The organism is Cytobacillus sp. QJM3NY_8 (assembly GCF_056173585.1).
Genome location: NZ_CM149681.1, coordinates 426,242 through 453,155, shown reverse-complemented (window position 1 = coordinate 453,155; position 26,914 = coordinate 426,242). Strand labels below are relative to the sequence as shown.

Below are 26,914 nucleotides of genomic sequence, written 5' to 3'. Positions count from 1 at the left end.
AATTCCATCCTTTCACCGAGTCTTTAGACCTAGTAATTGATAACCATTCTCAATAACAGTTAAAAAATTTGATTCTTTTCCAATAAAAGAATCAAGATACTGGAGAGAACGGGTGCAAATGCGTCCCGGCCTCCCGCTGTAAGTTATTCGCTTAATAGAAGCGATTCAATTTCTTTCAAGCCCTTTTGACGCTCAATCGGATCCCAGAACCCCCATGTAGTGGAAAGAGTATGTACCTTGTCATTTTGAACAGCCTTCAGGCTTTTCCAAACTTCACCCTGAGTCACTGAATCGTAAAATTCACCGCTGTTAAAGAAAGTAAGGTCAATAATATTGTCAGGATTATATTTTGCTAGCCCTTCAATTGAAATATTCTCGCCAAAATCCTCTGGAAGGTTCTCAGCAGGTGTTAATTTCAAATCATCAAATAATAATGAGTTGGTTGCATGGTTTGTCAGTCCAAAAACACGAATATCTTTTTTATTGATTGCCACTGCCATGAAAGTTTCTTCTCCTGTTTTCTCACGTACACGTGTTCCGATATCCTCTGCTTTCTTCTCCAGGTCTTCAATGACTTTCTTTCCTTCATCAAGCTTGCCTACAGCTTCTGCAACTTTCAGGTGATCTTCCTTCCAGTCACCGCCCACTTCAACAACAACTGTTGGGATAGTTTCAGAAAGCTGATCATAGAGCGGCTTATAGCGATCACTGATGATAAGAAGATCCGGATCAAGCTTCACGATTTCTTCTGAATTCATTTCATCAGCATAAGGGAGCGCCTTAACACCTTCAAGCTCCTTCGTTAAATGCGGCGGGAACTCATTATCATATGCCATTACCGCATAGGGCTTTACCCCTACCGATACAAGTGATCCTTCCCAGGAAACATGTGAAAGCAAAACTACTTTTTTCGGTTCTGCGGGCACTTCTGCTTTTCCGAAAAGATGTTCAACCGTTCTGGTTTCCTCTGTCTTTTCTTTCTCTTTCTTTTCAGATGCTTCTGTAGAGGCCTCTTCACCTTTACCGCATCCTGTTAAAATTATTAAAAATAACATGAAAACAATGCTCCATGGAGCACAAAACTTCTTCATGGATGATTCCTCCTAAGCAATAATGAAATTCATTCTCAATGATAATCATTATCACAGCGGCTTAACATGGACTTTTGCAACTTCTTGCATGGACAAAACATACAAAACCTGCAATCCACTAAAAATAGGGTCCAGCGGAAAAAACAGCTGGACCCTTGTTCGCATTAATTAAGCCTTAAGTTTTGCTTTCAGCAAATCGTCCGGAAACGCCTCCAGCATTTTCTTTCTCCCAAGCGGTCCCCAAGGATCCCACTCATGGCTGTCAGGATAATATACCTCACCTGTTTGGACAGCACGGATCTTATTCCATTCGGGAGTATGCGCAGTTCTCCAAACATCTCTTTCATGGCTCCATAAGATGAGTAGCTTATCGGGATTAAGATCAGCCACATCCTTCAGGCCAGCAATCCGGTATCCTTCAAAATGCAAATCAGGATGAGGCTCGAAACCCAAATTCTGAAAGAACAGATTGAGCAGAGCATGCCCGCCCTGTCCATAAAGACGGATTTCCTCCGGGCGGATCCAAATGACTGCCCATCTGCCTTTTTTCGTTATTGGACATAGCTTATCTCTTACTTTACATTCAAGGCAGCGGATGTCTTTTTCTATGCATTCTGCCCGGCTTGTACATCCTATCATAGAAGCGATTTCGTAAAGATACTGCCGCCAATCCGGCTGCAGCTGAATATGATGGACCTTCTCCTGCTGTGAAAGAAGCACATTTTGGAGCTGATAATTATGCAGAGGCGTCTTTATGATTCGATCAGGCTGTGTTATGAGAATAGCCTCTGGCTGAAAGGGCTTTTCTGCATTAAGGAGCATGGTGCCCTCCAATTCTTTTTGAAGATAGCTCGGCACTCCATTGCTGGCAGGATAAACAGTTGGATAGGATGGCGCTGCAACAGGCTGTACACCCAGCGAAAGGAGATGGTCCTGCAAAAAGAGCTGACTGACTACCGCAATTCTTTCCTTAGCCCTTTTCATAAATACAGATGGCGGCAAGCCTGCTTTCATTTTAAAAAGACGGCTGAAATAAAACTCATCCTGCATACCGATTTGCTGCGCCACTTCTTTTGCCGTAATCCCTTTCTTCTGCAGCATAAGCTGTTTGGCTGCTCTCATTCTTTCTCCATTCAGGAATTCCTTCGGTGCCATCCCGGTTCGTTTTCGAAAGGCCCTGGTAAACGATACTGGGCTCATGTTTGCTTTAGATGCCAGCTCTGCCACCGTAACCGGCTGGGACAGATTATTTCTGATCAGGTCCACTGCCTCTTCAATCCCGTCTACTTCTGTCCTGTCTGTCAGAATTGACATCATATTCCACAGCTGGGACTGAAATCGGCACTCAGCCGATATCGATTTATCTTTGTTCCATTTCCTCAGCTCTTCCCACAAGGGCACCATCTTTGATGGCTCCTGATTAGCCAGTATCCCGGAAAGAAACCTGGAAAACACATCTTTATCCTTTGACCAGGTGAGTATATAAACCGTTAACAGGTCTGCAGATGCGGAAGTAATTATGCCGGTTTCCGAGAAAAAGCAGCTCTTCCCCGCCTCTACCTTCAGCCGGCGATTGCGAGTTTCGATTGTGCCTTTCCCTGCTGAAATATATATAAGTGTAAAATCATTGCTATTTTCATTGATGGTTTTCGACAATCCCCCTCTCAAGCTTGAAACTGCAATTTTATACGGTTCAAATTGTTTGCCGCTCAGCATATACAAAAAATACTCCCTTCTTTTTCCTTAAATAAGAATTGACAAAAGCTGTGAAAGGATAGTAGATTAATTACGATTATTTAGAACGATAACGATTATCATTTTCACTTAAAATTTACATAGAAAAGGACTGAATGTAATGGCCAGAACCGCAGCTGACATAACAGAGCACAGGCAGCCTGTACACCAAAAATCTATAAAATGGGGCCTGGCAGGAATTGTGCTGGTGCTTATCGGGCTGCTTGCATCGATTGGGCTGGGTGCAATCTGGATTCCCCCTTCCGTGGTGTGGGAGTCATTTGTCTCCTTTCAGGGAGGCCAAATTGAACATCAGCTTATCAGAGAAGTCAGGCTTCCCCGGGCATTGACCGGGGCACTTATTGGGGCAGCTCTTGCTGTAGCCGGCACCATTATGCAGGGAATTACACGCAACCCGCTGGCAGATCCCTCCATAATCGGCATTACACATGGAGCGGGCCTGGCCATCGCAATTGCACTTGCTTTTCTTTCCGGCGGTTCATACTGGGTTCTGCTCATCTGGTCATTTGCAGGTTCCGCTGCTGGAGCCTTGCTTGTATTATCTTTCTCCATGCTGTCAAAAGAGCGGATATCACCTGTCACTTTGACACTGGCAGGAGCAGCATTAAGCACTTTGTTCAGCGCTCTTTCAACCGGCATCGCCCTTTATTTTCAGACTGCACAGGACCTGAGCTTCTGGTTTGCCGGAGGTCTTTCAGGAACACAATGGCGCCATGTGTATATTTTGCTTCCCGCCGTATTTTTAGGCTTGCTCCTGTCCCTTTGGATCAGCCGCTCCCTGACAATCCTGGCATTGGGAGAAGAAGTGGCTGCAGGGCTTGGTCAATCTCAGCAGAAAGTCCGCTGGATCGGGCTTGCAGCGGTTATATTATTATCTGGAGCGGCCGTTTCCATTGCTGGAGCTATAGGCTTTATCGGACTGGTGGTTCCCCATATGGTCAGGCTTTTGATTGGGTCTGACTACCGCTGGCTTATCCCGCTTAGTGCCATTGCAGGTGCACTGCTTCTAATAGCGGCAGATATCGGGGCACGGATGATCAACCCGCCGTTTGAGACTCCTGTCAGTGCTGTTACTGCACTAATCGGTGTTCCATTTTTCTTATATTTGTCCAGAAGGAAAAGGGGGTATATGTAATGGATTGGAAACAGGCTTTACTCCAATCGCGGGGCTGGATGGCAGCCTTTATATTCCTTATCCTGGTTACTTTTGTACTAAGTCTCTCGACTGGTGTGATGCCAGTAGGAATGAATGAAATTTTGGCTGTTCTTTCAGGCAGCGGCACTCCGAAACAGGAGCTCGTACTGCTTCATTTAAGATTGCCAAGAATGATCATTGCCCTTCTAATAGGAGCAGGCCTGGCTCTTTCCGGCAGCATCCTTCAGGGGCTATCCCGGAATTCACTGGCTGATCCCGGCATTCTCGGCATTAATGCCGGGGCCGGATTAGCAGTTGTTCTCTCAATCTACCTGTTCGGGCAATCGGGAGGAAGCCTTCTGGCAAAACCGTTCTTCCTTCCCGTATTTGCTTTCGCCGGAGCACTCGCCATTGCAGCTCTGATCTATCGATTTTCGTGGAAAGGCGGAATAGACCCGGAACGGCTTCTCCTCGTTGGCCTTGGATTTAATGCACTATGTGGTGCCTTGCTGCTGATCCTGCAGCTGAAAATGGATCCAAAGGATTTTCAGCAGGCAGCCATTTGGCTGACTGGCAGCATCTGGGGTATTCAGTGGCCATATGTGTGGGCACTCCTTCCCTGGATTCTTGTTCTGATGCCAGTCGCCTTTATAAAAGCAAGAACAATGAATATCCTTCAATTCAAACAGGAAGTTCCTGTTGCACTCGGCTTAAGAGTCGAATCCGAACGCCGGCTTCTTCTCTGTCTTTCAGCCGCTCTTGCCGGAGCATGTGTAGCAGCTGGCGGCGGAATTGCTTTCATTGGACTCCTGGCGCCACATCTGGCACGCCGCCTTTGCGGCCCCAACTATTTCAGCAACTTGCCTTTAGCTGCACTAATAGGCGCGGCACTTGTTCTCATTGCAGATATGATAGGAAAAAATCTCCTTGCACCTGCAGATATTCCGGTTGGGATCGTCATCTCCGTAATCGGAGCTCCCTATCTGATTTTCATGCTTCTCACCCGGAAAGGCACGGGACTGAAAGCTTAATAGATAACAATCACATAAAAAATGCCCATTCAAAAATCCCTTTATGAATGGGCATTGCACTTTATTTAATTTCAGCTGGCTCACGGTACTGCTTCTGGCCCAATGAATGATAGACATCCTGACGGCTATCAATAATATATTCTGGCTTCGGCTTGCCGCGGTTTGCCTTGTGCCCGGCAATATGGACATCACTTGTTTCCCACGCCTTCCAGGCTCCTTCCGATTCCCAGCGAATCATAATAGCCACTTCTTCGTCCCCGCTGCGCTGCTTCTTCTTTAAAACATTCAAATCAATGAAGCCCGGCTGCTCTTCGATTATTCCTTCCCCTGCAAAGCGCTCGACTAGCTTATTTGAATGGCCTTCTTTCACAGTAATCGTTTTTAATTGAATAAACATATCTGTTCCTCCCCTGCTTCTTTTCTGTTATTATAATTGATAACGATTTTCATTTTCAACTATTTTAAAAAATAGATTCATTATTTCCTTGGTTTATAGTATCTTTAGATTATCGAACTAATCAGAAAACGGGGCCTGAGTATGTGGAAAAATAAAAATGTTTGGATTTTATTAACCGGGGAGTTTATAGCAGGGCTGGGCTTGTGGCTCGGTATAATAGGGAATCTGGAATTTATGCAGGAAAAGGTTCCCTCAGATTTTCTAAAGTCGCTTATTTTGGCTGGCGGATTGCTGGCAGGGATTGCTGTTGGACCCTGGGCAGGAAGAATAACTGACCAAATCAGCAAGAAGACAGTCATGCTGGCATCTGGCTTCGCCCGGGCATTGAGCGTTGTTTTTATGTTAATTGCCATACAAACCGGGTCAGTCTGGTGGATGGTTATTTTTCTGGTATTCCTGCAAATCTCGGCAGCCTTCTATTTTCCAGCTCTGCAGGCTGCCATTCCTCTGGTTGTGGAAGATAAGGACCTGCTGCAGCTGAATGGAGTCCATATGAATGTGTCCACACTTTCCAGAATATTAGGTACTGCTTTAGCTGGCGTTTTGTTAGTTATCTTGCCATTATCAATGCTTTACATCGCTTCGCTTGTCGCTTATCTGATTCTCTTTATAATCACCTTTTTTATGGATTTTGAAGAATCCTTCTCAAAGGAAAGCAGGGGAAGAAACTCAAGCAGTGGCAGCGGAGGCTTCAAGGAAGTATTCCCGATTATTCAAGGTCTGCCCATTGTGTTTATGACATTGATCCTAACCTTGGTTCCGCTTCTGTTCCTTGGCGGATTTAACTTAATGGTCATTAATATCAGTGAGCTTCAGGAAAGCTCATCCATTAAAGGCTTGATCTATACGGCAGAAGGACTCGGCTTCATGCTTGGCGCATTCATTGTCAAACAAATCAGCCAAAAACGTTCGCCTTATGCGATCCTGTTTTTCTTCTCATTCATCATCGGACTATCCCAGCTGCTTCTGTACTTTGCAGATGTGCCTGTTCTATCCATACTGGCTTTTTTTATTTTTGGGTTTGCCGTCGGCTGTTTCTTCCCTACTGCCGCTACCATTTTCCAAACAAGAGTGCCAAAGGAATTTCACGGAAGATTCTTCTCCTTCCGAAACATGCTTGACCGTGTAACTTTTCAGATTGTCCTGCTCCTGACTGGATTCCTTCTGGACGCAGTCGGCCTTCAGATAATGGTCGTGATCTTTGGAATACTGTCGCTGATTATGACGGCAGCATTCTTTGCTAAATTCAGGAAGCTTAGGACAGAAGCTCAAGTAAAAGAAAAGATCAGTACGTAAGAAAAGCGGAAGCGCCTTGCCCACGAAGGAACGCAGACTAAGAACGCCACGTCCTGTGGCAACGTCTGCATGACCCCCATCCTGGGGGCCTCAAGCACAAGACGAGCCTCACGGAAAGGCGTTCTTTGCCTTTTTGGGAGGCTTGTCCGAAATGTGGAGGCGACTGCCCAGGGACGACAAGCATAATACGAGCCCTTCCAGAAGGTGTTCTTCCCTTCTGGAAGGGCTTGACTAGTCTTTCGTCCCTAGGAGCCGCAACTAGACAGGCTTGTGACCTCGAGAGGGTAGGCGCTGGAACTAGACAGCTGTCAGACTTCAGATTGTATAAATCTTACCTTAAAAAACCGGTCCACATCGTGTGGGCCGGTTTTTCACTGCTAGTTCGCCTTAATTCCAGGCGTTTTTTCAATTTATGTGCGGATAGAATTTTTTCTGTGCGCATAACCAAGTTTTATGTGCGAATAAAAAAATTTATGTGCGTTTAGTTTTTATACTAGTGGACCAGCTGCTTCACCAATTCCCGATTCCGTTTTTTAAAAACATCATTATGAGATGAAACCATCGCAGCTGCGGCAGCATCCGGTTCAATGTACTGCTTCGCTTTGTTTACTGCATTGGCAGCATCCTGGAATGCCCCGGCAATTAAGTGAAGTTTGCCGTCATGCTTTAGGATATCCCCTGCAGCATATAGCCCTTCAACCGATGTTTCGCTGTTTGCATTGCCTGCAATATAGAAATCTTCGAGCATTTCAATATTCAGATTGCTATTTTTTAAGAGTTCCGTATCCTGTTCATAGCCATGATTAATTACTACTTCATCAATCTGCAGATAAGAAACTTCGCCAGTTTCATTATTGGTCAATTCCACCTGTTCAATTTCCTCGTGATTTCCGCCGGCAATTAATTTTGTGATGGACGTATGGTTAATGCAGATAACCGAACTATTCATCAGCTGTGAAACCTGAGCTTCATGGCCAGTCAAAGCATCTCTCCTGCAAGTGATGTATACCTGCTTGGCAACGGGCTCCAATTCATTTGCCCAGTCTACTGCAGAATTTCCTCCGCCTGAAACAATTACAGTCTTATCTTTAAAGTGTTTAAGGGATTTGACTGTATAATTCAGATTGGAAACTTCAAAACGCTCTGCCCCTTCTATCTTCAGTTTCTGCGGCTTTAAAATTCCGCTGCCAACAGCCACAATGACGGTTTTCGTATAGTGCTCTTCTCCAGAAGAACCTTTTAAAACAAATAAACCATCTTCATTTTTGGCAATGGATTCTACCTTTTCATTGAGAACAACCGTTGGATTAAACGTTAGCCCCTGCTCCACCAGCTGTTCAATCAGTTTTGCCCCAGGAGTCGGAGTCAGGCCGCCCACATCCCAGATCATTTTCTCCGGATATACATGTATTTTACCGCCAAGCATCGGCTGAAACTCGATCAGCTTTGTTTTCATTTTCCTTAATCCGCTGTAGAAAGTGGAATAAAGACCAGCAGGTCCGCCTCCAATGACCGTCACATCAAACACTTCAGCATTTTTCATTTACCGTTCACTCCTATAACCAATTACTATTGATTATCATTCTCACTTCAACTATACGACCTTTCTTCTCCTTTGACAATGAAATTTTTTCTGAATACTTTTCCTTTAAATACTATTGACATAAAAATCAGATAGACTTATAGTAAAAAAGAACCGATACTGATAATCATTATCACTAAAATATATTCTCAACTAAACGGAGGTTACATAATGGTCCGCCTATATACAGATGGCTTGAACATTGGATATAGTGAACGCTTGATTGTGAAAGACCTTAGTGTCCAGATTCCCGATAAGAAGATCACGACTATAATCGGCCCGAATGGCTGCGGAAAATCAACCCTTTTAAAAGCGATTACACGAATCATTTCTCATCAATCAGGCACTGTCATTTTGGACGGCGAGAACATTTCAAAGGAAAATACAAAGATCCTTGCCAAGAAAATGGCAATTTTGCCGCAAACACCTGAAAGTGCAAGCGGTTTAACAGTTGGCGAACTGGTCTCATACGGTCGCTTTCCTTATCAGAAAGGATTTGGCAGATTAACGAAAAAGGACTATGAAGTCATTGATTGGGCTCTTGACGTTACTGGGATCAAGGATTTCAAATTTCGTCCGGTTGACGCCCTTTCCGGCGGCCAGCGTCAAAGGGTCTGGATTGCAATGGCTCTGGCACAGGAAACAGACATCATTTTCCTTGATGAACCGACCACTTACTTGGATATGGCCCATCAGCTTGAAGTTCTCGAGCTTCTCCAAAAGCTGAACCAGGAGCAGGAACGCACCATTGTAATGGTCCTTCATGATTTAAACCAGGCAGCCCGTTTTGCTGACCATATCGTTGCATTAAAAGATGGTGAAATTGTTAAGTCAGGAAGCTATGAGGAAGTCATTACACAGGATGTCTTAAGGAAAGTGTTCAATATTGATGCAGTCATCGGGCGCGATCCCCGCACAAACAAACCAATGTGTATTACTTATAATTTACTAAAAGGAGAAAATCAACATGAAGAAACTATTGATCCCGTTTACGATCTTGCTGCTTCTGCTTATTAGCGCCTGCGGCAATACAGAGCAAGGAGAATCAAAAGAAGGAGAACCAAAAGAAGATAAGAAATCAGGCACCTTTACTTATGAATCTGAAACCGGGCCGGTTGAAGTCCCGGCTGATCCTAAGAGAGTTGTTCTCCTTTCCGGGTTTACAGGAAATGTAATGCAATTAGGCGTAAATATCGTCGGTGTGGACACATGGTCCAAGAATAATCCTCGTTTTGAAGAAGAATTGAAAGATGCTGAAGAAGTATCTGAAGATAACCTGGAAAAAATAATTGAATTAGAACCAGACTTGATCATTGCATTATCTACTGTAAAAAACTACGATAAACTTAAGGAAATTGCACCAACTGTAACTTATACATGGGGTAAATTAGATTATCTGTCACAGCATGAAGAAATCGGCAAGCTTCTTAATAAAGAAGAAGAAGCAAAGAAATGGGTGGCAGACTTTAAACAGCGTGCTGAAACAGCTGGTGAAGACATCCGTGCAAAAATTGGAGAAGATGCAACCGTTTCTGTATTTGAAATCTTTGATAAACAGCTTTATGTGTTTGGCGATAACTGGGCACGCGGAACTGAAATCCTCTATCAGGCAATGGACTTAAAAATGCCTGAAAAGGTTAAGGAAATGGCTCTTAAAGATGGTTATTACGCTATTTCAACAGAAGTGCTTCCAGAATATTCCGGAGATTACATTATTCTGAGCAAATACTCTGATGCTGACCATTCTTTCCAGGAAACTGATACGTACAAAAACATCCCTGCTGTAAAAAATAACCGCGTCTTTGAAATGGAAGGCAATGGTGCTTCCTTCAGTGATCCTATCACACTTGATGCACAGCTGGAGTTCTTTAAAGAATCATTTTTAGGAAAGTAATACTGCAGGAGGGATTCTTATTTTGGGAATTCCTCTTTCCTATTTAGAAAAGCGGAAGCGCCTATCTACGAAAAGAATCAATTCTGTTATTATAAGAACAGCGAAAAGTTCCCGCATGTCAGCTGGAACTAGACAGTTTTCGAAGTTTAAGGCAGTTCTGATCCCATAAAGAAAGATGAGAGTACAATGACAAAAGATGCTCAACCCTTTATTCCATTTATCTATAAACTCGCCGCAGGCTTTGTTATCTTTGCCGGCATGTTTGTGGCTGCATGTGTGTTTGGAGCTGCGGATGTAACGGTCAAAGATGTTTGGCTGGCGCTTACTTCCAATGCTTCTGGAGAAAAAATTTCGATTATTCGTGAAATCCGTCTTCCTCGTGAAATTGCTGCAGTCTTCGTTGGAGCTGCGCTTAGCATTTCCGGTGCCATTATGCAGGGAATGACAAGAAACCCTCTTGCTGATCCAGGCTTGCTCGGATTAACGGCTGGAGCAAATGCCGCACTTGCATTAACTCTTGTGGTCATTCCTTCAGCAAATTACATAGGGATTCTCTTCGCCTGTTTTATCGGTGCAGCGGTTGGAGCTTCGCTGGTTTTCGGCATTGGCGCCATGAAAAAAGGAGGTTTTTCTCCTATTCGGATCGTATTGGCCGGAGCCGCGGTGTCCGCCTTCCTTTTCGCAATAGCCGAAGGAGTCGGCATTTATTTTAAAATTTCAAAAGATGTCAGCATGTGGACTGCAGGCGGAATCATCGGCACATCCTGGAGCCAGCTGCAAGTGATTGTCCCGGTTATTTCCATTGGCATTCTTGTTTCTCTTTTTCTGTCCAAGCAGCTGACTATCTTAAGCTTAAATGAGGAAGTGGCAGTAGGTCTGGGGCAAAATACAACTCAGATTAAGACCATCCTTTTCATCTTAGTGACCCTGCTTGCTGGCGCATCAGTGGCACTGGTAGGCAATATGGCTTTTATCGGGCTGATGGTGCCTCATATTGTCCGTGCTATTGTAGGTACAGACTACCGTTTTATTCTTCCCATGTCTGCCCTGACAGGAGCTTCTTTTATGCTTCTGGCCGATACATTAGGGAGAACCATCAACGCTCCTTACGAAACACCGGCAGCTGCTATTATCGCCGTTATGGGGCTTCCTTTCTTCCTGTTTATTGTTCATAAAGGAGGTAAGGCGTTCTCATGATTCAGCCAGAGTTAGTAAAAAAACAGCGAATTTTAATGGCCGTGTTATCAGCACTCATTATTGTTACCATTGTGATTGGAATGGGATTAGGCTATGCCTCCCTTTCATATGACCGATTGCTCCCGACTATTATGGGACAGGGCACATTTAAAGAAGAATTTGTGTTATTTTCCATTCGGCTGCCGCGGGTATTTATCACTGTCTTGGCCGGCATGGCACTCGCATTATCCGGTGCCATTTTACAAGGGATTACACGCAATGACCTGGCAGATCCAGGCATCATTGGCATAAACTCCGGTGCCGGAGTTGCTATAGCGGTTTTCTTTCTGTTCTTTCCGATTGAAGCTGGCACTTTCATATACATGCTGCCTTTATGCGCATTTTTCGGCGCTTTACTTACTGCAATCCTTATCTATGCTTTTTCCTATAAAAAAAGCGAGGGGCTTCAGCCTGTAAAGATGGTGCTGGTCGGGGTCGGATTTTCCATGGCGCTTTCCGGTGTCATGATTGTCCTGATTTCTTCAGCGGAAAGAGAGAAAGTCGATTTTATAGCTAAATGGCTATCAGGGAATATCTGGGGAACGGATTGGCCGTTCATTTGGGCACTCCTCCCCTGGCTTCTTCTGCTGATTCCATTTACTTTATATAAAGCAAATCGCTTGAATCTATTAAGCTTAAGCGAGCCTGTCGCCATCGGGATAGGGGTATCCATTGAAAGAGAACGGATCGTCCTTCTGCTTACAGCCGTTGCATTGGCCGCTTCAGCTGTGTCGGTAACCGGCGGAATTGCTTTTATCGGCTTAATTGCACCGCACATGGCTAAAGCGCTTGTTGGACCGCGGAATCAGCTTTTCATTCCGATTGCTATCCTTTTAGGAGGATGGCTTCTCTTATTCGCCGATACGCTTGGCCGGAACCTGGTTGATCCTGACGGCCTGCCAGCCGGCATTATGGTTGCACTGATCGGTGCTCCTTATTTCATGTATTTACTGCTAAAAAAATAGCCGATTAAAAAGACGTGTTCGCACGTCTTTTTATCTTTTTGAAATGTATATTAATATATTAATTTCTTAAAAACATGTTTCTTCCTGCTTTTTTCAGGGCAATAGATACAGTGTATATTTGGAAATCTATAGCATAGGAGGAATTTAGATGTTTTTTCATGTAAAAGAATTGCAATTTGAAGCTAAGCCGGAACGTCCGGATCCCGTTTTTGCCAAAAAGCTTCAGGAATTGATTGGCGGCCAATATGGTGAAATGACGGTTGCCATGCAGTACATGTTTCAGGGTTGGGCAACTCGTGGGAATGAAAAATATCGCGACCTTCTGCTGGATATTGGGACTGAAGAAATTGGACATGTGGAAATGCTCGCAACAATGGTTGCCAGACTAATGGACGACGCCCCTGTTAATCAGCAGCAAGAAGCAGCAAAGGACCCAGTGGTTGGAGCGATTATGGGCGGAATGAATCCGCAGCATGCCATTGTCTCCGGACTTGGTGCACGTCCGACTGACAGTGTAGGGAACCCTTGGATGGGTACCTATATTACAGCCAGCGGAAACCTATTAGCAGACTTTCGTTCAAACTTGAATGCAGAGTCACAGGGCCGGCTGCAGGCTGCACGTCTCTATGAAATGACTGATGATAAGGGCATTAAAGAGCTGCTTTCAGTTCTGATTGCCAGAGATGCCTACCACCAAAACCAATGGGCTGCTGCGATTGCGGAGCTTGAAGAAAAAGAAGGCCTGCTCGTCCCTAGCACCTTCCCTCGTGAGAAAGAACGCACAGATATCTCTTACACTCTCTACAACCTATCAGCAGGCGAAGAAAGCAGCACAGGCAGATGGGCACAGGGCCCTGCTCTGGATGGCCAGGGAGAATACAAATATGTAGGCAATCCAAAGCCTGAAGGGGACAAGCCTATGCTCAAGCCTGCACCTCCAAACCTTCATAACACATTACCGATGGATTAATAATAGAACTAACAAAACAGGCTGAAGCATCAGCTTGTTTTGTTAGTTCAATCAAACGTTTGATTGAATTGGACATCGCTTTCCTCTTTAATATCCATCCTCTCCATTGACTTCCTTCAAATTTTTTATATGATAAAACCATCCCACCCTTTTGAGATGACTGGAATAATGAATCTAAATTCTATTTTCATTACATTCACTATGAACATTAAGGTTACCCTCACTATAAAAGGGGAATGAAAATAAGTGATACACCGCCGGAAAGGATCTAGTTTGCATGATTTATTTTTTTACCGCCGCACTGATTATATTTATTAGTTACGCAGTTCTGCCCACTGTACTCATACGATCGCTGAATTGGGGAATTGTAAAAGAAATAACCGAACCCAATTCCATTGCTTTAACCTTTGATGATGGCCCGGATCCACAATATACAGCGAGGCTTCTGGATGTCTTAAAAAAGCATGAAGCAAAGGCAGCCTTTTTTGTTGTCGGGGAAAAAGCAGCCAAGCATCCGCTGCTGCTTAAAAGAATGCAGGCGGATGGTCATACAATTGGCATCCATCATTATAGGCATGTCTCAAGCTGGATCCTTTCACCGGGATCTTTAAAAAAACAGCTGGAGCAAACAAAACAAGTTATTGAAGAAACGATTAATGAAGAAGTCTATTTTTATCGTCCGCCATGGGGACACTTCAATTTATTTACCCTCTGGATGGCAAGAAAGTATAAGATTATTATGTGGTCGGGCATTTTTAAGGATTGGAAGATCCAGCATATCAGGAACACCCTTTCAAAGTCGCTGGCAAAAGAAACCGTGCCTGGCCGGATTTTTCTTCTCCACGACAGCGGTGAAACTCTTGGCGCAGACTCCAATGCACCTGAATATATGATCGGCCATCTGGACCAGTATTTGCAGCAGTCAGCACTAAAAGGGATCCATTTTGTTTCTTTAAAAGAAGGATATCAGGGGCATCGCACATGAGTACTGAAACAATTATTGAATTTATTTCGTCCTACGGGTATTGGATTATCTTTTTATTTTTATTTTTCGGGATTGTCGGCATTCCTGCTCCGGAAGAATCGCTATTATTCCTGATTGGCGTGTTAATTGGAAATCATCAACTAAGCTTTGCCGAATCCGCTGTCTGTGCAGAAGCAGGTGTGCTGCTTGGGATGCTTTCAGCGTATTGGATCGGTAAAAAAGCAGGTACGCCCTTTCTCAAAAAATATGGCAGATATATTGGGATCACGGAACAGAGATGGAATACCGCCCAGAAAAAGTACATGGAGAATCATCGATTCATGATCTTTGCTGGTTTTTATATGCCGGGAATACGTCAGATAAGCCCTTACTTTGCCGGCATTTCAAAAGTTCCTTTTCATCAGTACCTTCTATATTCTGCTGCAGGCTCCCTTAGCTGGGTGCTCCCTATAATTGCCGCGGGATACTTTGCAGGAAGCCTATTTGATATAAATCCTGAATATGTTCCATATCTCGGGGTTTTATTATTAGTTATATTCGCAATCTACATGCTCTTTAAGTATGCAAAAAATAAATCCAAGTGACAGAGAGGAGGGTATTATGAAAGTTCTGCTGCTCCCATTATTTCAATTCCCCACGGGACATTCAAAAGTTGCCAAAACAATTCAGGATAATATTCAAAGCCAATATCCTGATGCTGAAATCAAAATAGTCGACTTTCTTTCCTATTGCAGTGATAAGCTTGAGAAGCTGGTATCAGGGATATATTTAAAAGGTTTCCTGGGTGCCCCTTTCCTTTACAGGGCATTATATTACACCATTATGTATAAGCAGCACCCTTTTAAATTGCAGCCTGATTTACAGGTTCTATCCTATTATTTTGAACGAAAAATGCAGAAGTTCCTTGATGAAGAAAATCCGGATTTAATATTTTGCACTCATTCTTTTCCATCTGGAATCATCAGTTCACTAAAGCAAAAGGGACGATACCGGGACGTCACGGCGGTGAATGTTTACACGGATTTTTTTATTAATGATATATGGGGAAAACGGGGAATTGATTTTCATTTCGTACCTCATCCCGAGGCGAAGGAAAAGCTTATTAAAAAGCACAATATTCCTGATGAGCAAATTTTTGTAACAGGCATACCGGTTCATTCTGCGTATCACCTTCAGGTTCCATTTAAGAAAGATAACCGGATACGCCATATTCTGGTTGCAGGAGGAAACAGCGGCTTAGTAAACTGTGATTTTATAGTCGCTATGCAGAAGGTTCCTCATATTCGATTTCTGATCCTTTGCGGAAATAATGACGAATTATATAGCTCACTCCAAGCACTCGATTCAAAGCATATCGAGCCCATTGGATATATTGAAGACCCTTTTGAAATGAACCAGCTATATAATAAAGCCGATGCTATTTTGACCAAACCAGGCGGAGTTACAATTAGTGAAGCACTGCAAAAGAAACTTCCGATTCTGGTCCATACCTCACTCCCCGGACAAGAGGAAATCAATTTGGACTATTTGCTTGAGAAAAATCTGGTGCTTGTCATTAATGACAAGCACATTGCTGAACAGCTTAATAATGAAGAAGCTATACTTAGTCTAAGAAAACACATTGATTCCTATCTGGCAAAAGTCAATTGCCCATTGGACTATGCCATGTTAATGTCAATTAAAAGCACCGGCAGAAAAACGCCTGAAACTGTACATTCCATAAGAGCTATCCCCACTTTAAAGTGAAACTTCGCTCAGCTGGGCTCTGGAAGTAAGACTGCGATAAATAATTAACAGCCTGGAATCTTCAGGCTGTTTTCCATTTCAATCAAACGTTTGATTAATCAAACCCTCTTCATAAAGAATATCCTCAATCCCAGGGCTAGTTCCATGATCATCCATGTTCTCATCACAGCCAACCAAAAAATAGGTATACGAATATTCATAACCATCTCCCTGTACACCGCCTGATCCGCCATATGAAGCAGCGACACTGGGACACCGTATATCACATTTCCGAAAAAGCAGTAAAAAAAAAAACATAATCAGGAAGAAAGAAAACAGTTCCCCTTCAGACAAGAAAAAGAGAAGCCAAAAACCAAATGTAAAAAGAATGGAAGCCTGCAGGGCCGTTTTTATTTTTAATCCCAGCATCAGAATAAATGAACCTCCTCTCTCGATTGTGAATAATTTCACATATATCTAAGCATACATACAAGGTATCATAACCTTTTATTTTCAACGTGCACAAAATTAATGCCAGGCGGCCTGCTTCCTTAACTAACAGACCCTTCCTCAATCACCTCTATTGCCCACCCGATCCCTTCTTCTACCATTTTTTCCGGAGGGTTCGTGTGTGGAGTGTATTCCATGACAAAAAATACATCCTTGCATTCTTTAGCTAAAAAATCCATCAGCTTCTTAATTTTATGATGATTGCCATCATTCTCATGAGATGGATGTACAGGCACCCAAATATATTTATCACCCTGATATTCAACATTATGTAAATGGACCACTCTTACAAACTCGGACCATTTTTCTATATAATTTATGGCCTTCTCGCCTGCGGCCAATATATAATCCCCAATATCGACACAGAGGCTGAGTCCGTATTTCTTCCATGTCTCTACAGGAAAGCGGTCAAGATAATGAATCCCTGCTGGCGATTGCTGGAATCCCAATTTAGGTTCACACACAATCATAATCCCATACTTACTCTGAAGAGAACTGAGTTTCTTGAGTCCCTCCTCAATGATCTCTGCTGGATTCCCATTGGTTTCCTTTTTAAAGTAAGGAAAGTGCACCAATATGTATTCAGCTCCAAGCCGGGACATTCTTTCCACTTCCGTCTCAAACTGGATCCAGGCTTCCTTCGGATTTATACGGATCTTTTCCAGCAGATCGTATTTGCTTTGTCCCCGGAAAAGAGGCGAATGAAGACCAAAGCTTTTGTTTGTTTTACCCAGCATTTCAATAAAACGGCGGAAAGATTCTTCATCTTGAAATTCGCCTATCTCAATATGCGGCAAATGACGTTTAAAAAGTTCAGGAAACAGCTTGCTGTCTGACAAAATGACGCTTCCCGATATCCCTATATGATGAGCCATGATATCCCCTCTCTTATGTATTCTTATAGCAATCTTATCATACCTCTATGTAACTTATTGGAAAATAATGCCGTCTAATCATTAAAATACATGAGGAGACTTTTATGATAAAAAAAGTGTTTGGTTCCATTATCGCAGTACTGTTATTATTCATTCTTTTTTTCCGAAGCGGAATCATTCTGGATTCCATCGGCATTCATTTTGAAAATCCTTTGGCAAAGAAAATGGAAGTGCCTGCTGCTTATTCAAAGGCCGATTCTAATCAAAACGGCATTGCCGATCCGCTTGATATGGTCCTGACAGCCAGAAAAGAAGTGGAACAGCGCACGCCATATAAAAGTGCCTACTATGCGGGAGGATATCCGCCCGATGGTGAAGGTGTCTGTACAGATGTGGTTTGGAGGGGTTTCCAGGGGGCTGATGTAACCATAAAGGATCTTATTGATCAGGATATCGCCGAGAATACGGACTTGTATTCAAGAGTGAAGGGCAATCCTGATCCAAACATTGATTTCAGGAGGGTGCCAAACCAGAATGTCTTTTTCAGCCGCTTCGCAAAGTCATTAACAACAGAACTGATTCCAGGAGATATTAAGAACCTTCAGCAATGGCAGCCGGGTGACATTGTGGTTTTCCTTTCTCCTAAATTCGACCATGTTGCCATCATATCTGACAAACGGACGAAAGATGGCATTCCATATGTCATACATAACTCCACACCATTTGCAGCAGAAGTAAAACTCTCTTCTTTTAAGACTCCTATTACCGCTCATTACAGATGGGATTTTGAAAAAACGCCTGCACTGCCATAAAGCAGATGCAGGCGTTTTTCTTATTAAATACGAAAGTATAAAATTTTGAACTTCGATAACTGTCTAGCGCAAGCAGCCTCCCCCCTTGAGGTCACAAGCTTGTCTAGCTCCGGCTCCTAGGAACCCGGGGCCATAAGGAACCGTCTTATCCCTGAGGCCCGCAGGACAAGGAAGGCTTCGTCAGCATAATCATCGCACGACCAAAAGCGGCAGATTATGGGAGGATGTGGGTCATGCAGACGTTGCCACAGGACAAGGAAAGCTACGGCAGCGATACATCGCACGACCGAAAGCGGTAGCTTTTGGGAGGACGTTGCGCTCTTAGCCTGCGTTCCTTTTTGAGCGAGGCGCTTGCGCTTTTCTTATCTTACTGCTGCAGGATTGCCTGCCGGCCACTCTTCGCAGGTGTAAGCCATCTCCCAGAAGCCAAGCTCCAGCTGGCAGCTTTTTCGGAAAGCATCCTTCATTCGCTGCCTTTCTTCCGGTGATGCCGCATCAGCAAGCTCATCCAAACGGTTTCTCATATTCATGGTCACAGCTTCGACCCTTAAATTTGCGTAAAAAGAGATCCATGGATAAAACGGATGGTTCTCATCTGGCTCATATTGCTTCATGAGTTCAAGCCCAATCTCCCAATAAGTCCATGGACAAGGCAATAATGCAGCAAGGATTTCACCCATGCCGCCTGTGTGGGCATGATACATCATATGCTTAACATAATGATCAGCTGTTGGAGGGAGCGGATAGCCCTGCAATGCTTCGTAATCCACGCCAATCTGCTGGCAGAAATTATGGTGGGGATGTACTTCGCTGTTCAATACAAATTCTATTTGCTGATTAAAATATGCAATATCCTTACGCTCTGCTGACTTTGAAATGGCAATCCCATAAATATGCATGAACGCATTCAGATACTCAAAGTCCGCTTTAATGTAATGGGCCAGTGCCTCTTTCGGCACGTCCCCTCTCCCGATACCCTGGACAAATGGGTGCTCAAATATCAGCTGAAACAAATCTTCATTTTCCTTGCGCAGAATCTCTGAAAAAGTCATAAAAATAGCCTCCTTATTAATTACAGAAGCTGCCGGGGAAAAAGCATGAGGATATAAAACGAGGTCCTCACTGCTTCCCTGCGCTGGCATTATCCAGATCAGGTTCCAAGGGACAAAGGAAAAGCTCCTTATCTCAGCCGTAGCGCCCCTAGCAGTTTTCTAACATTTTAATTGTTTTTTACCGATTTTCTAACTTGACGTTTTTCTCTCATAAATTTGGGATTTCGCTTATAACTCTTGAAAATCGCTCATTAAGTCAGATTTCTTTACTATGCTGCTTACTCATCCAGCTTCGCCAGCTCAAAATCATCATATATTCTGAACCAGATTCTTCTCTTTAACCTTTGCCAAAACCATCCAGCCTATGGCCGCACCGGCAATGCTGCTGACCAGGAATGGCGGCACAAAGAAGAATGCCCCAGCTGCGCTTCCCATGAGAACCTTTGCAAAAGGGACTGCAAACAATGCACCGATTATGCCGGTACCTACCACTTCTCCTACAGCAGCCCATATTTTCCGGCCGAACTTCAAATAAAGCACACCTGCCAAAAACGCTCCGATCATGCCGCCTGGAAACGCAAGCAGCGTCCCGAATCCAAGCAAATTACGAAGCAGGCCAATCATAAATGCCACAGCTGCTGCAGGCAGGGGGCCAAGCGTCACCGCTGCCAATACATTCACCGCATGCTGCACCGGATAGGCCTTGGCTATGCCTGCCGGAAACCAGAGCAAATGGGATCCCAGTGTCCCAATTGCTACAAATAAAGCCATCGTAGTTAACAATCGGGTTCTGTTCATCTAAACCTCCTTTCTAAAGGGCCGCCTGATTGCTTATCAGGATGGGAAGTATGTATACAAAAAAGCCAGATTCCCATAAGGACCTGGCTTGGTTTAAGTATATGAATTGACATATAGTCAAATCCTACTTCCCTCCGCTGGCATTAACCAGATCAGGTCCATAAGAGTCAGAAAGCTATAACGCGCTTTCCTCTCAGCCCGCACATTCGGGGCACCCCTAGTAGCTGCATAGATATTTAGTTTGATAAGCTATCTCAAGCTTAACAAATTATTCCGGCACTGTCATCAATCTTTTTGCTTATATACTTTTCTTGGTGCAATCAATGTATTAAGCGCTCTTCGATTTCTGCTGAGAAACTATCGAAGTAGCTTCAGACTTGCCATTTCCTTTAGACTCCCGACTCCTGCCAGAGAAAGTGACACTTTTGTTTCTTCAATAAAGTTGGCAAGTACTTTTTCAACTCCATTCTGCCCGCCAATGGCCAAACCGTACACATACGGCCTTCCCAGGCAAACTGCGTCGGCTCCTAATGCCAGTGCTTTGACCACATCGGAACCGCGGCGAATGCCGCTGTCAAACAATACTGGAATTCTTCCTTTGACTTCCTTCACAACCGGTCCAAGCGCATCAATCGCCGCAATCACTCCATCAAGCTGCCTGCCGCCATGATTGGAGACTATGATTCCGTCTATCCCTTTTTCAACGGCCAGCCTGGCATCTTCGGGATGGAGAATACCCTTTAATAGAATCGGCAGATTTGTTTTCTCTTTTAACCTAGCAATATGCTCCCAGCTCAAGGTTGGATGATGGATATTATCAAGGATTCCCTGAACTACATCACCGTCATGGAGAGTGGCCATAAAGACCGGGTCACTCTCATAGTTTGCTTTTCCATAGCCAAGCTTTAACGGTGAAAAATTGTTTCTTAGATCAGCTTCCCTCCACCCCATCATCACCGTATCTACTGTTAACACAATTGCTTCATAGCCTGATTCCTCCGCCCGGCGCACCATACTGAACGCAGCATCTTCATAATTGGACCAATATAATTGGAACCATTTTGGACTCGTGCCTGTTGCATTTGCGATTTCTTCAATGGAATAACTGGATACCGTGCTCTGGATAAAAGGAATTCCAAACGAAGCTGCCGCCCGGGCAGATGCAAGCTCTCCCTCACTGTGTTCAAGACGCTGCATTCCTATAGGTGCAAGGAATACTGGATAAGGATACGTTTTTCCAAATAAATTCACACTTATATCCGGCACTGATACATCTCTAAGCATCCTCGGTACAATTGAGTATTTTGCAAAGGATTCGATATTCTTTTTCAGCGTTTCTTCTCCCCCGGCTCCTGATTGGACATAGCCAAATCCGCCAGCTCCCATCACTTTCTCTGCTTCTTCTTCCAGTTCCTTAAATGAAATAGGAAAGTTTTCTGCGAAACTAATATTCTCTACTTTTGCCATATTCCAGCCCTGCCTTTTTTGAATTTATTGAAAATAATAACACTTTTTCAGATTTTATGAAACCATCTAATAAAATCATAAATTCGCAGTTACAGCCTTTCCTATACAAATTAGCCGCAATAAGCAGGGATTTCACAAAAAATCATGAATAAACATTTTAACCTTAATGAAATTGGAGTGTACAAAATGTTAATCAAACAGCCTTTTGATGAATTTCTGAAATTCCATTACGAAAGAGTCAGTGAAAGCAATATGAAAGTGACTTTGCCAATTCAGCCGCTCTTTATTAACAGCGCGGGGCTGGTTCATGGAGGCGTCATTTCCACTCTTGCGGATGTAGCGATGGGGAATATTTTCGAGCCGGATGAAAACCAGATGCAATCCGTGGTGACAGCTGATTTAAAGGTCACTTTCCTAAAGGGGGCGACAGGTGAATTTCTTATCGCCAATGCTCACCTTGTGAAGAGGGGGCGCACCCTCAACCACACAGACTGCCTGATTTATAACGACCAGGATCAGCTGGTCGCCAAAGCATCGGGAATCTTCGCATCTATCTAAAGTGATTAATCCTATCGTTGCCTGAATAGTTTCGCTGACAGCGATAGGAGGAACCATTAAAGGTTAAAGACAGTCCTAATAGTTTCTATCCTTCTTCTTTTTATACAAGTGGGATACACTGTAAAATACCCCTATCACAACCGAAACGACTAATAAAAGCTGTGAGCCAGATAAAGATAAGGCATTGGCCAATGAAAGCGAGTAAGCCAGCAGCAAGGAAGTTAACATTTTGGAAATAGACGCAATTCCCAGGAACTTTTTAAATGAAACACCACCCATTCCTGCTCCAACACAAATGATCTCATCCGGCAATATCGGAATAACAAACATCAGCATTAGTATGGTGTTTTCATTTTTCTCCATGTATTTTTGGTATTTGATCAGATGCCGCTCTTTTATAAACCGGGATACAAGCTTTAATCCTCCTATCCTTGCAGTCAAGAACATAACAATAATCCCCGAAAGTGTACCTGTAAATCCAAGAAAGGCAGCGGCTGCGGGACCGAATACGGCACTTCCGGCAGGCAGTGTTACGGCTTCAGGAAGCGGCAACAGAATAGGCTGTAAAAAGCAAACCAGGAAAAAGATGAGCTTGCCCTCCGCTTCATATTCCCTCAGCATTCTCTCGAGCCCATAGGCATCAGTCAAAACAAGTATTTTTGTTAAATAAAAGGTCATAAAAACTATTAACAGCAGACAGAACATATAAATAAGTGCCAGTCTGCTGTATTTCAATCGGGATAACTTGCCTGCAGCAAAAAAGTAAAAATCCATCACTAATATGGCAGCCATGCCTGCAATAATACCCCATTTATAAGCCGGCAAAAGTGTCGGCATATAATTAAACAATATATACAATGCTAATAAAATGATAAGTCCATGAAAACTAACTTCAATTTTTCCATTCATACATTTTCCCCTTCTTGCTTTTCTTAACTATAGTTTAGAAGAGAATACAAAGAGGATTAAGCTCCCTTAGCATTAAAATAAGCTAAGGCCAGAGACTTAAATATTAAAAAAGCAGGACTTATCCTGCTTTTTTAATACTCTATCTCATCATAATCCTTAGGCTGCGGAACCGGCTGATCCCCTTTATACTTTCCAAACTCATTGACAAGTTCCCTCTCTTCTTTTGGGCCTTGTGTCTGTTTCTTATTTTGCTCATCTTTTCCAGACAACTCATTTGCTCCTTCCTTATGGTTCTTTAAATTAATATGTACTCATTACTTTCATTTCACGCATAATTAGCAGGATTTTTCCTGCACTCTGTAAAATAGGTAAAAAACTCGATATAAAAGGAGGGTCCAAATGTTTATTTCACATATTGCTACTGTTGAGATACCAGTTTCAAACTTGGAGCGGTCAGTAGCATTTTATGTAGAGGTTCTTGGTGTTAAAGTTGAATTCAAAGGTGAGAAAAATGCTATGCTAAGCTTTCAAGCAAAGGGTGTTCCAACAATCTTCCTTGTAGAAACCGAAGACAGAAAGTCATTATCTTTTTCCAATTCCCATAATGGTGTCGAACACAGCATCATTGATTTCTATACACAATCCTTAGAAGAGTTCCATCATTGGCTGCAGGTGAAAAACATTGAAGTTGGTCCGCTTAATATTAATGAGGAACATGGCTTTGGAGGATTTGGCTTTAAGGATCCGGATGGCAATCTGCTTAGCGCATGCAACGTGCTGCATAAAGGCCAATAAAGAAAAAAAGCCTCAAGCCTCAATTTACAAACCAGGCTGGTAAAAGGGAAAAAGGTTGAAAAACTGCGAATTCAGATGATTAATAAGAAGGAGATTCCCATGGTAAGATTAGAACCTTTTACAGAAAAAGATTTCGATTTGCTCATCAGCTGGATCAGTACACCGGAATTAATGGTTCAGTGGAGCGGTGCCCATTTCAAATTCCCCCTTAATCATGAGCAGCTTGCTAAGTATATAAGCTCTGCAAATCTGGAAACCAGCTCGGAATATATCTGCAAAGTTTTGGCAAACGATGAAATCGTCGGTCATATTTCCCTTGGCAGAGTTGACCGTGTCAACGAAACTGCGAGGATTGGCAAGGTTTTCATCAGCCCCACAGCACGGGGGAAAGGGTATGCTTCAGAAATGATTCATCAAATCCTGAACTTTGCCTTCCAAGAGCTGAAATTAAATAGAATCAGCCTTGGGGTTTTTGATTTTAATTTGCCTGCTATTAAGATTTACGAGCAGGCAGGGTTCCAAAAAGAGGGACTTCTTAGGCAGACCAATAAAGTTAGAAATAAATATTGGAACTTGATAGAAATGAGCATCCTGAAAGCTGAATGGCAGGCCAGACCCGGGCTCATGGGTATTCAATCAAACATTTGATTGAATGATCCTCTACATAAAAAACAGGGCGGTATACTCCGCCCTGTTTGATTTAGCTTGCTTTTTCTTCAGCCGGCACTTCCTGTTTTTCCTTGGAAAGAAACCATCCAGCTAATGCTATTCCAATTAAGACTACATAGAAAGTAGTTTTCCATTCGGTCGATTTGGCAAATCCTTCAGGCAGGATCGCCAGCGCCGGATGGGACATTGTATAGACAGCCAGTTTGACACCAACCCAGCCGACAATACCAAATGCTGCAACCTCAAGTCCAGGTCTCCTGTGAAGCAGATCGACAAAGAGGTTTGCAGCAAAACGCATAATGATCAATCCGATCATACCCCCGGCAAAGATGACAAAGAACTTTCCGCCGTCAAGTCCGCCTATATGGCCAAGTCCTGAATCCGGAAGGGCCACGGCCAGAGCGACCGCTGCCAGAATGGAATCTACAGCGAATGCAATATCAGCCAGCTCAACCTTAAATACTGTCAGCCAAAAACCAGATTGTTTCTTTTCTTTCGTTACTCCTGCTTCTTCCTCGCCTTTTTTTACAAGGAATTTTCTTAATATATGATTAGCAGCGATAAACAGAAGGTATAGCGCTCCAATGGCTTGAACCTGCCATACATCTACTAGATATGAAATCGCAAATAACGATCCAAAGCGGAAAACAAACGCTCCAGCTAACCCGTAAAATAAAGCCTTCTTCCTCTGCTCCTCCGGAAGATGCTTAACCATAATCGCCAGCACCAGCGCGTTATCAGCAGCCAATAAACCCTCCAGCGCCACAAGCAGCAGCAATACCCATCCATACTCAAGTATTAGTGATAATTCCATCTAAACACCCTCCCTTATTTCACCTTTGTATATTTTTCGTCTACACGTTTTTCAATTTTAGCCAGCAATTCTTGATCTCTCAGCAGCTCTTCTTTGTTTTTCTTAATTAATTCTGCAAATGATACTCTAGCTTTTTTCATCTTGGTCTCCTTTCCTTCTATTTTTTAAGTATTGAAAGCTTCGCACTGTTTCCCTGCAGTTATGTCGATTGAGGATTTCCATTGCCAAGCTATATCAGGCAATAAAAAAACCTCTACCAGCAAGCGGTAAAGGTTTAAAAAAACAAAAAGACCTTTACCCGAAACAGGCAAAGGTCTTGCTAACAACGTTAAGGTTGCCAACAAAGCCGGGAGCTCTAAACTCCGAAATGACGACTCTGCTGTAAAAGCTACTCCCCTTTAGGAGAAACTATTCAACTATACGTTAATCATATTCTATTTTTCTTAAGGTGTCAACCCTTATGCAAATCGGTAATAAATCAGAATGAATGTCGCAAGGACGAAAATAAAGTTCAGGAAAACAAACACAAATTGATCTGCCCTGGTTTTATGAAGCTTAATAGGCGGGTTATAAAAAGACACCCCTTCAATGATGAAGATAATCAGGACAATATGGATCATAAAATGGCCGATTACTTCTGTCATTCCAAACAGCATCGTGGTTGTAATAAAAATAACCGTAACCACAAAGCCAACTACCCGGTTAAGGATCCCTACCACTAGAAGGTAACCGACAACAAACTCAATGAATGCAGCCATTACAACGAATGCAGCCGGGGCAAAGCCGAATGTGGGAACTCCGTGATTGGCTACAATATCAAGAGACATGCTTGGATATACCCATTTTTCAACAGCCACCCAGCATAAAGATAAACCTGTGCCTAAATAAAGGAATGGAAATCCAACCTGCTCAAGCTTTGTGCTGCCGACCAGCAAGACTCCAATAATGGCAACATAATATCCATAATCAAGCATATGGAAAATGCCATTCAGAAGGGTAACGTACACAAATAGCCCCAATAAAATAACGGCTCCGGCCTTTGTAGAGATGTGATGCGGAATAAGCAGAAAGCCAATTGCTGCCCAAGTTAGAATCATTGCAATCGTATTGGTTAAATAAAATTCAGGCGCAAATAATGTTCCATTCGTCACCTGTATTATTAATGCCGCGGCTGTACCATACTTAAGGATATACCTGCTATATTTGCGGAATCCTGAGAGCCAGTCATCCAGCTTTTTAACTTTGTCCCATTGCGCTGTCCTTGGGATAATCAATGTCAGCATCGCAAGGACAATCGCAGCTGTCAGTGCCAGTCCCAAAAATAAAGGTGATAATATATTTTCAATCGTTTCCTTTTGAGGTGTCACATTTGTGAACCATTTCACATGTGCGCTCGCAAAAAAAGGCGTCATAACCAATCCTGCTATTAATAAAAACTGGAATATTTTTTTCATGATGATCGTGCCTCCCTGATGGCATTTTAGGTAAACAATATAAGTACAGTATTAATATATAATACTTTTCATTCCAGTG

29 protein-coding genes and 2 riboswitches are annotated in these 26,914 nt (G+C 43.2%); of the genes, 15 read left to right on the top strand and 14 right to left on the bottom strand.

What is annotated here, in order from left to right; genetic code table 11:
• Window positions 1-143 precede the first annotated feature (143 nt).
• Both AC0VZ9_RS02340 and AC0VZ9_RS02335 read right to left on the bottom strand, forming a co-directional pair.
• Window positions 144-1,091, bottom strand: a complete 948-nt coding sequence (locus AC0VZ9_RS02340; RefSeq protein WP_009335886.1) for an ABC transporter substrate-binding protein — start codon at window positions 1,089-1,091, stop codon at window positions 144-146.
• Between the two features lie 168 nt (window positions 1,092-1,259).
• Window positions 1,260-2,807 (bottom strand): helix-turn-helix domain-containing protein, encoded by a 1,548-nt coding sequence (locus tag AC0VZ9_RS02335; protein WP_254179263.1) that lies wholly within the window; start codon window positions 2,805-2,807, stop codon window positions 1,260-1,262.
• A gap of 139 nt (window positions 2,808-2,946) precedes the next feature.
• Here AC0VZ9_RS02335 and AC0VZ9_RS02330 point away from each other — a divergent pair, with 139 nt between their 5' ends.
• Window positions 2,947-3,981 carry a FecCD family ABC transporter permease gene (locus AC0VZ9_RS02330; RefSeq protein WP_009335888.1) on the top strand — a complete coding sequence of 345 codons (1,035 nt, stop codon included), beginning with the start codon at window positions 2,947-2,949 and terminating at the stop codon, window positions 3,979-3,981.
• Window positions 3,981-5,012, top strand: coding sequence for a FecCD family ABC transporter permease (locus AC0VZ9_RS02325; RefSeq protein ID WP_009335889.1), 1,032 nt, complete (start codon window positions 3,981-3,983; stop codon window positions 5,010-5,012). Before AC0VZ9_RS02330 ends, AC0VZ9_RS02325 begins: the two co-directional genes overlap by 1 nt.
• 61 nt (window positions 5,013-5,073) lie before the next feature.
• On the opposite strand, the gene AC0VZ9_RS02320 is transcribed toward AC0VZ9_RS02325, so the two are convergent.
• Window positions 5,074-5,409: an antibiotic biosynthesis monooxygenase family protein gene (locus AC0VZ9_RS02320; protein ID WP_009335890.1), complete on the bottom strand. Its 336-nt coding sequence runs from the start codon at window positions 5,407-5,409 to the stop codon at window positions 5,074-5,076.
• A gap of 141 nt (window positions 5,410-5,550) precedes the next feature.
• On the opposite strand from AC0VZ9_RS02320, the gene AC0VZ9_RS02315 reads away from it, so the two are divergent.
• Window positions 5,551-6,765, top strand: coding sequence for an MFS transporter (locus tag AC0VZ9_RS02315; protein WP_475396994.1), 1,215 nt, complete (start codon window positions 5,551-5,553; stop codon window positions 6,763-6,765).
• 493 nt (window positions 6,766-7,258) lie between these two features.
• Here AC0VZ9_RS02315 and AC0VZ9_RS02310 read toward each other — a convergent pair whose 3' ends face one another.
• Window positions 7,259-8,308, bottom strand: a complete 1,050-nt coding sequence (locus tag AC0VZ9_RS02310; protein WP_009335892.1) for an NAD(P)/FAD-dependent oxidoreductase — start codon at window positions 8,306-8,308, stop codon at window positions 7,259-7,261.
• Between the two features lie 210 nt (window positions 8,309-8,518).
• Here AC0VZ9_RS02310 and AC0VZ9_RS02305 point away from each other — a divergent pair, with 210 nt between their 5' ends.
• The 8 genes from AC0VZ9_RS02305 (at window position 8,519) to AC0VZ9_RS02270 (ending at window position 16,143) form a co-directional block, all read left to right on the top strand.
• Window positions 8,519-9,364: an ABC transporter ATP-binding protein gene (locus tag AC0VZ9_RS02305; RefSeq protein WP_009335893.1), complete on the top strand. Its 846-nt coding sequence runs from the start codon at window positions 8,519-8,521 to the stop codon at window positions 9,362-9,364.
• On the top strand, window positions 9,315-10,241 hold the full coding sequence (locus AC0VZ9_RS02300; RefSeq protein WP_019380077.1) for an iron-hydroxamate ABC transporter substrate-binding protein: 927 nt from the start codon (window positions 9,315-9,317) through the stop codon (window positions 10,239-10,241). Before AC0VZ9_RS02305 ends, AC0VZ9_RS02300 begins: the two co-directional genes overlap by 50 nt.
• A gap of 186 nt (window positions 10,242-10,427) precedes the next feature.
• Window positions 10,428-11,438, top strand: coding sequence for a FecCD family ABC transporter permease (locus AC0VZ9_RS02295; protein WP_009335895.1), 1,011 nt, complete (start codon window positions 10,428-10,430; stop codon window positions 11,436-11,438).
• Window positions 11,435-12,442, top strand: coding sequence for a FecCD family ABC transporter permease (locus tag AC0VZ9_RS02290; RefSeq protein WP_009335896.1), 1,008 nt, complete (start codon window positions 11,435-11,437; stop codon window positions 12,440-12,442). Before AC0VZ9_RS02295 ends, AC0VZ9_RS02290 begins: the two co-directional genes overlap by 4 nt.
• 148 nt (window positions 12,443-12,590) lie before the next feature.
• Window positions 12,591-13,412: a manganese catalase gene (locus AC0VZ9_RS02285; RefSeq protein ID WP_009335897.1), complete on the top strand. Its 822-nt coding sequence runs from the start codon at window positions 12,591-12,593 to the stop codon at window positions 13,410-13,412.
• Between the two features lie 277 nt (window positions 13,413-13,689).
• Complete coding sequence (locus tag AC0VZ9_RS02280) at window positions 13,690-14,397, top strand: polysaccharide deacetylase family protein (RefSeq protein ID WP_009335898.1); 708 nt, start codon at window positions 13,690-13,692, stop codon at window positions 14,395-14,397.
• Window positions 14,394-14,981 (top strand): DedA family protein, encoded by a 588-nt coding sequence (locus AC0VZ9_RS02275; RefSeq protein ID WP_192908073.1) that lies wholly within the window; start codon window positions 14,394-14,396, stop codon window positions 14,979-14,981. Before AC0VZ9_RS02280 ends, AC0VZ9_RS02275 begins: the two co-directional genes overlap by 4 nt.
• 16 nt (window positions 14,982-14,997) lie before the next feature.
• Window positions 14,998-16,143 carry an MGDG synthase family glycosyltransferase gene (locus AC0VZ9_RS02270; RefSeq protein WP_475396993.1) on the top strand — a complete coding sequence of 382 codons (1,146 nt, stop codon included), beginning with the start codon at window positions 14,998-15,000 and terminating at the stop codon, window positions 16,141-16,143.
• 78 nt (window positions 16,144-16,221) lie between these two features.
• Here the strand turns inward: AC0VZ9_RS02270 and AC0VZ9_RS02265 are convergent, their stop codons facing one another.
• Together AC0VZ9_RS02265 and AC0VZ9_RS02260 are read right to left on the bottom strand one after the other, a co-directional pair.
• The gene (locus AC0VZ9_RS02265; protein ID WP_475396992.1) at window positions 16,222-16,551 is read right to left on the bottom strand and encodes a hypothetical protein; all 330 of its coding nucleotides are present in this window, start codon (window positions 16,549-16,551) and stop codon (window positions 16,222-16,224) included.
• Window positions 16,552-16,673: 122 nt separating this feature from the next.
• The gene (locus tag AC0VZ9_RS02260; RefSeq protein ID WP_192908070.1) at window positions 16,674-17,507 is read right to left on the bottom strand and encodes a TIM barrel protein; all 834 of its coding nucleotides are present in this window, start codon (window positions 17,505-17,507) and stop codon (window positions 16,674-16,676) included.
• Between the two features lie 104 nt (window positions 17,508-17,611).
• Here AC0VZ9_RS02260 and AC0VZ9_RS02255 point away from each other — a divergent pair, with 104 nt between their 5' ends.
• A complete protein-coding gene (locus AC0VZ9_RS02255; RefSeq protein WP_192908069.1) occupies window positions 17,612-18,319 on the top strand; it encodes a DUF1287 domain-containing protein in 708 nt (235 codons plus the stop codon).
• A 362-nt stretch (window positions 18,320-18,681) separates the two neighbouring features.
• Here the strand turns inward: AC0VZ9_RS02255 and tenA are convergent, their stop codons facing one another.
• From tenA to AC0VZ9_RS02240, 3 genes are all read right to left on the bottom strand, one after another.
• Complete coding sequence (gene tenA / locus AC0VZ9_RS02250; RefSeq protein ID WP_009335904.1) at window positions 18,682-19,371, bottom strand: thiaminase II; 690 nt, start codon at window positions 19,369-19,371, stop codon at window positions 18,682-18,684.
• Window positions 19,372-19,429: 58 nt separating this feature from the next.
• Window positions 19,430-19,531, bottom strand: a riboswitch (TPP riboswitch).
• 149 nt (window positions 19,532-19,680) lie between these two features.
• Window positions 19,681-20,169 carry an energy coupling factor transporter S component ThiW gene (gene thiW, locus AC0VZ9_RS02245; protein WP_251175351.1) on the bottom strand — a complete coding sequence of 163 codons (489 nt, stop codon included), beginning with the start codon at window positions 20,167-20,169 and terminating at the stop codon, window positions 19,681-19,683.
• Window positions 20,170-20,281: 112 nt separating this feature from the next.
• Window positions 20,282-20,398: riboswitch (TPP riboswitch) on the bottom strand.
• A gap of 128 nt (window positions 20,399-20,526) precedes the next feature.
• A complete protein-coding gene (locus AC0VZ9_RS02240) occupies window positions 20,527-21,636 on the bottom strand; it encodes an alpha-hydroxy-acid oxidizing protein (RefSeq protein WP_071156456.1) in 1,110 nt (369 codons plus the stop codon).
• Between the two features lie 186 nt (window positions 21,637-21,822).
• Between AC0VZ9_RS02240 and AC0VZ9_RS02235 the strand changes: the two genes are divergently transcribed.
• Entirely contained in the window at window positions 21,823-22,194 is a 372-nt protein-coding gene (locus tag AC0VZ9_RS02235; protein ID WP_226280665.1) for a PaaI family thioesterase, read from the top strand.
• 75 nt (window positions 22,195-22,269) lie between these two features.
• Here AC0VZ9_RS02235 and AC0VZ9_RS02230 read toward each other — a convergent pair whose 3' ends face one another.
• Entirely contained in the window at window positions 22,270-23,103 is an 834-nt protein-coding gene (locus tag AC0VZ9_RS02230; protein WP_009335908.1) for a TVP38/TMEM64 family protein, read from the bottom strand.
• A 131-nt stretch (window positions 23,104-23,234) separates the two neighbouring features.
• Window positions 23,235-23,372 carry a hypothetical protein gene (locus AC0VZ9_RS02225; protein ID WP_019380083.1) on the bottom strand — a complete coding sequence of 46 codons (138 nt, stop codon included), beginning with the start codon at window positions 23,370-23,372 and terminating at the stop codon, window positions 23,235-23,237.
• 130 nt (window positions 23,373-23,502) lie between these two features.
• On the opposite strand from AC0VZ9_RS02225, the gene AC0VZ9_RS02220 reads away from it, so the two are divergent.
• The gene (locus tag AC0VZ9_RS02220) at window positions 23,503-23,898 is read left to right on the top strand and encodes a VOC family protein (RefSeq protein ID WP_009335909.1); all 396 of its coding nucleotides are present in this window, start codon (window positions 23,503-23,505) and stop codon (window positions 23,896-23,898) included.
• A gap of 99 nt (window positions 23,899-23,997) precedes the next feature.
• Window positions 23,998-24,546: a GNAT family N-acetyltransferase gene (locus AC0VZ9_RS02215; RefSeq protein WP_192908066.1), complete on the top strand. Its 549-nt coding sequence runs from the start codon at window positions 23,998-24,000 to the stop codon at window positions 24,544-24,546.
• A gap of 52 nt (window positions 24,547-24,598) precedes the next feature.
• Here the strand turns inward: AC0VZ9_RS02215 and AC0VZ9_RS02210 are convergent, their stop codons facing one another.
• From AC0VZ9_RS02210 to AC0VZ9_RS02200, 3 genes are all read right to left on the bottom strand, one after another.
• Window positions 24,599-25,381, bottom strand: a complete 783-nt coding sequence (locus AC0VZ9_RS02210; protein WP_009335911.1) for a TerC family protein — start codon at window positions 25,379-25,381, stop codon at window positions 24,599-24,601.
• Between the two features lie 14 nt (window positions 25,382-25,395).
• Window positions 25,396-25,521 (bottom strand): FbpB family small basic protein, encoded by a 126-nt coding sequence (locus AC0VZ9_RS02205; RefSeq protein WP_019380085.1) that lies wholly within the window; start codon window positions 25,519-25,521, stop codon window positions 25,396-25,398.
• A gap of 318 nt (window positions 25,522-25,839) precedes the next feature.
• Window positions 25,840-26,835, bottom strand: a complete 996-nt coding sequence (locus AC0VZ9_RS02200) for a hypothetical protein (RefSeq protein ID WP_071156462.1) — start codon at window positions 26,833-26,835, stop codon at window positions 25,840-25,842.
• Window positions 26,836-26,914: the final 79 nt, after the last annotated feature.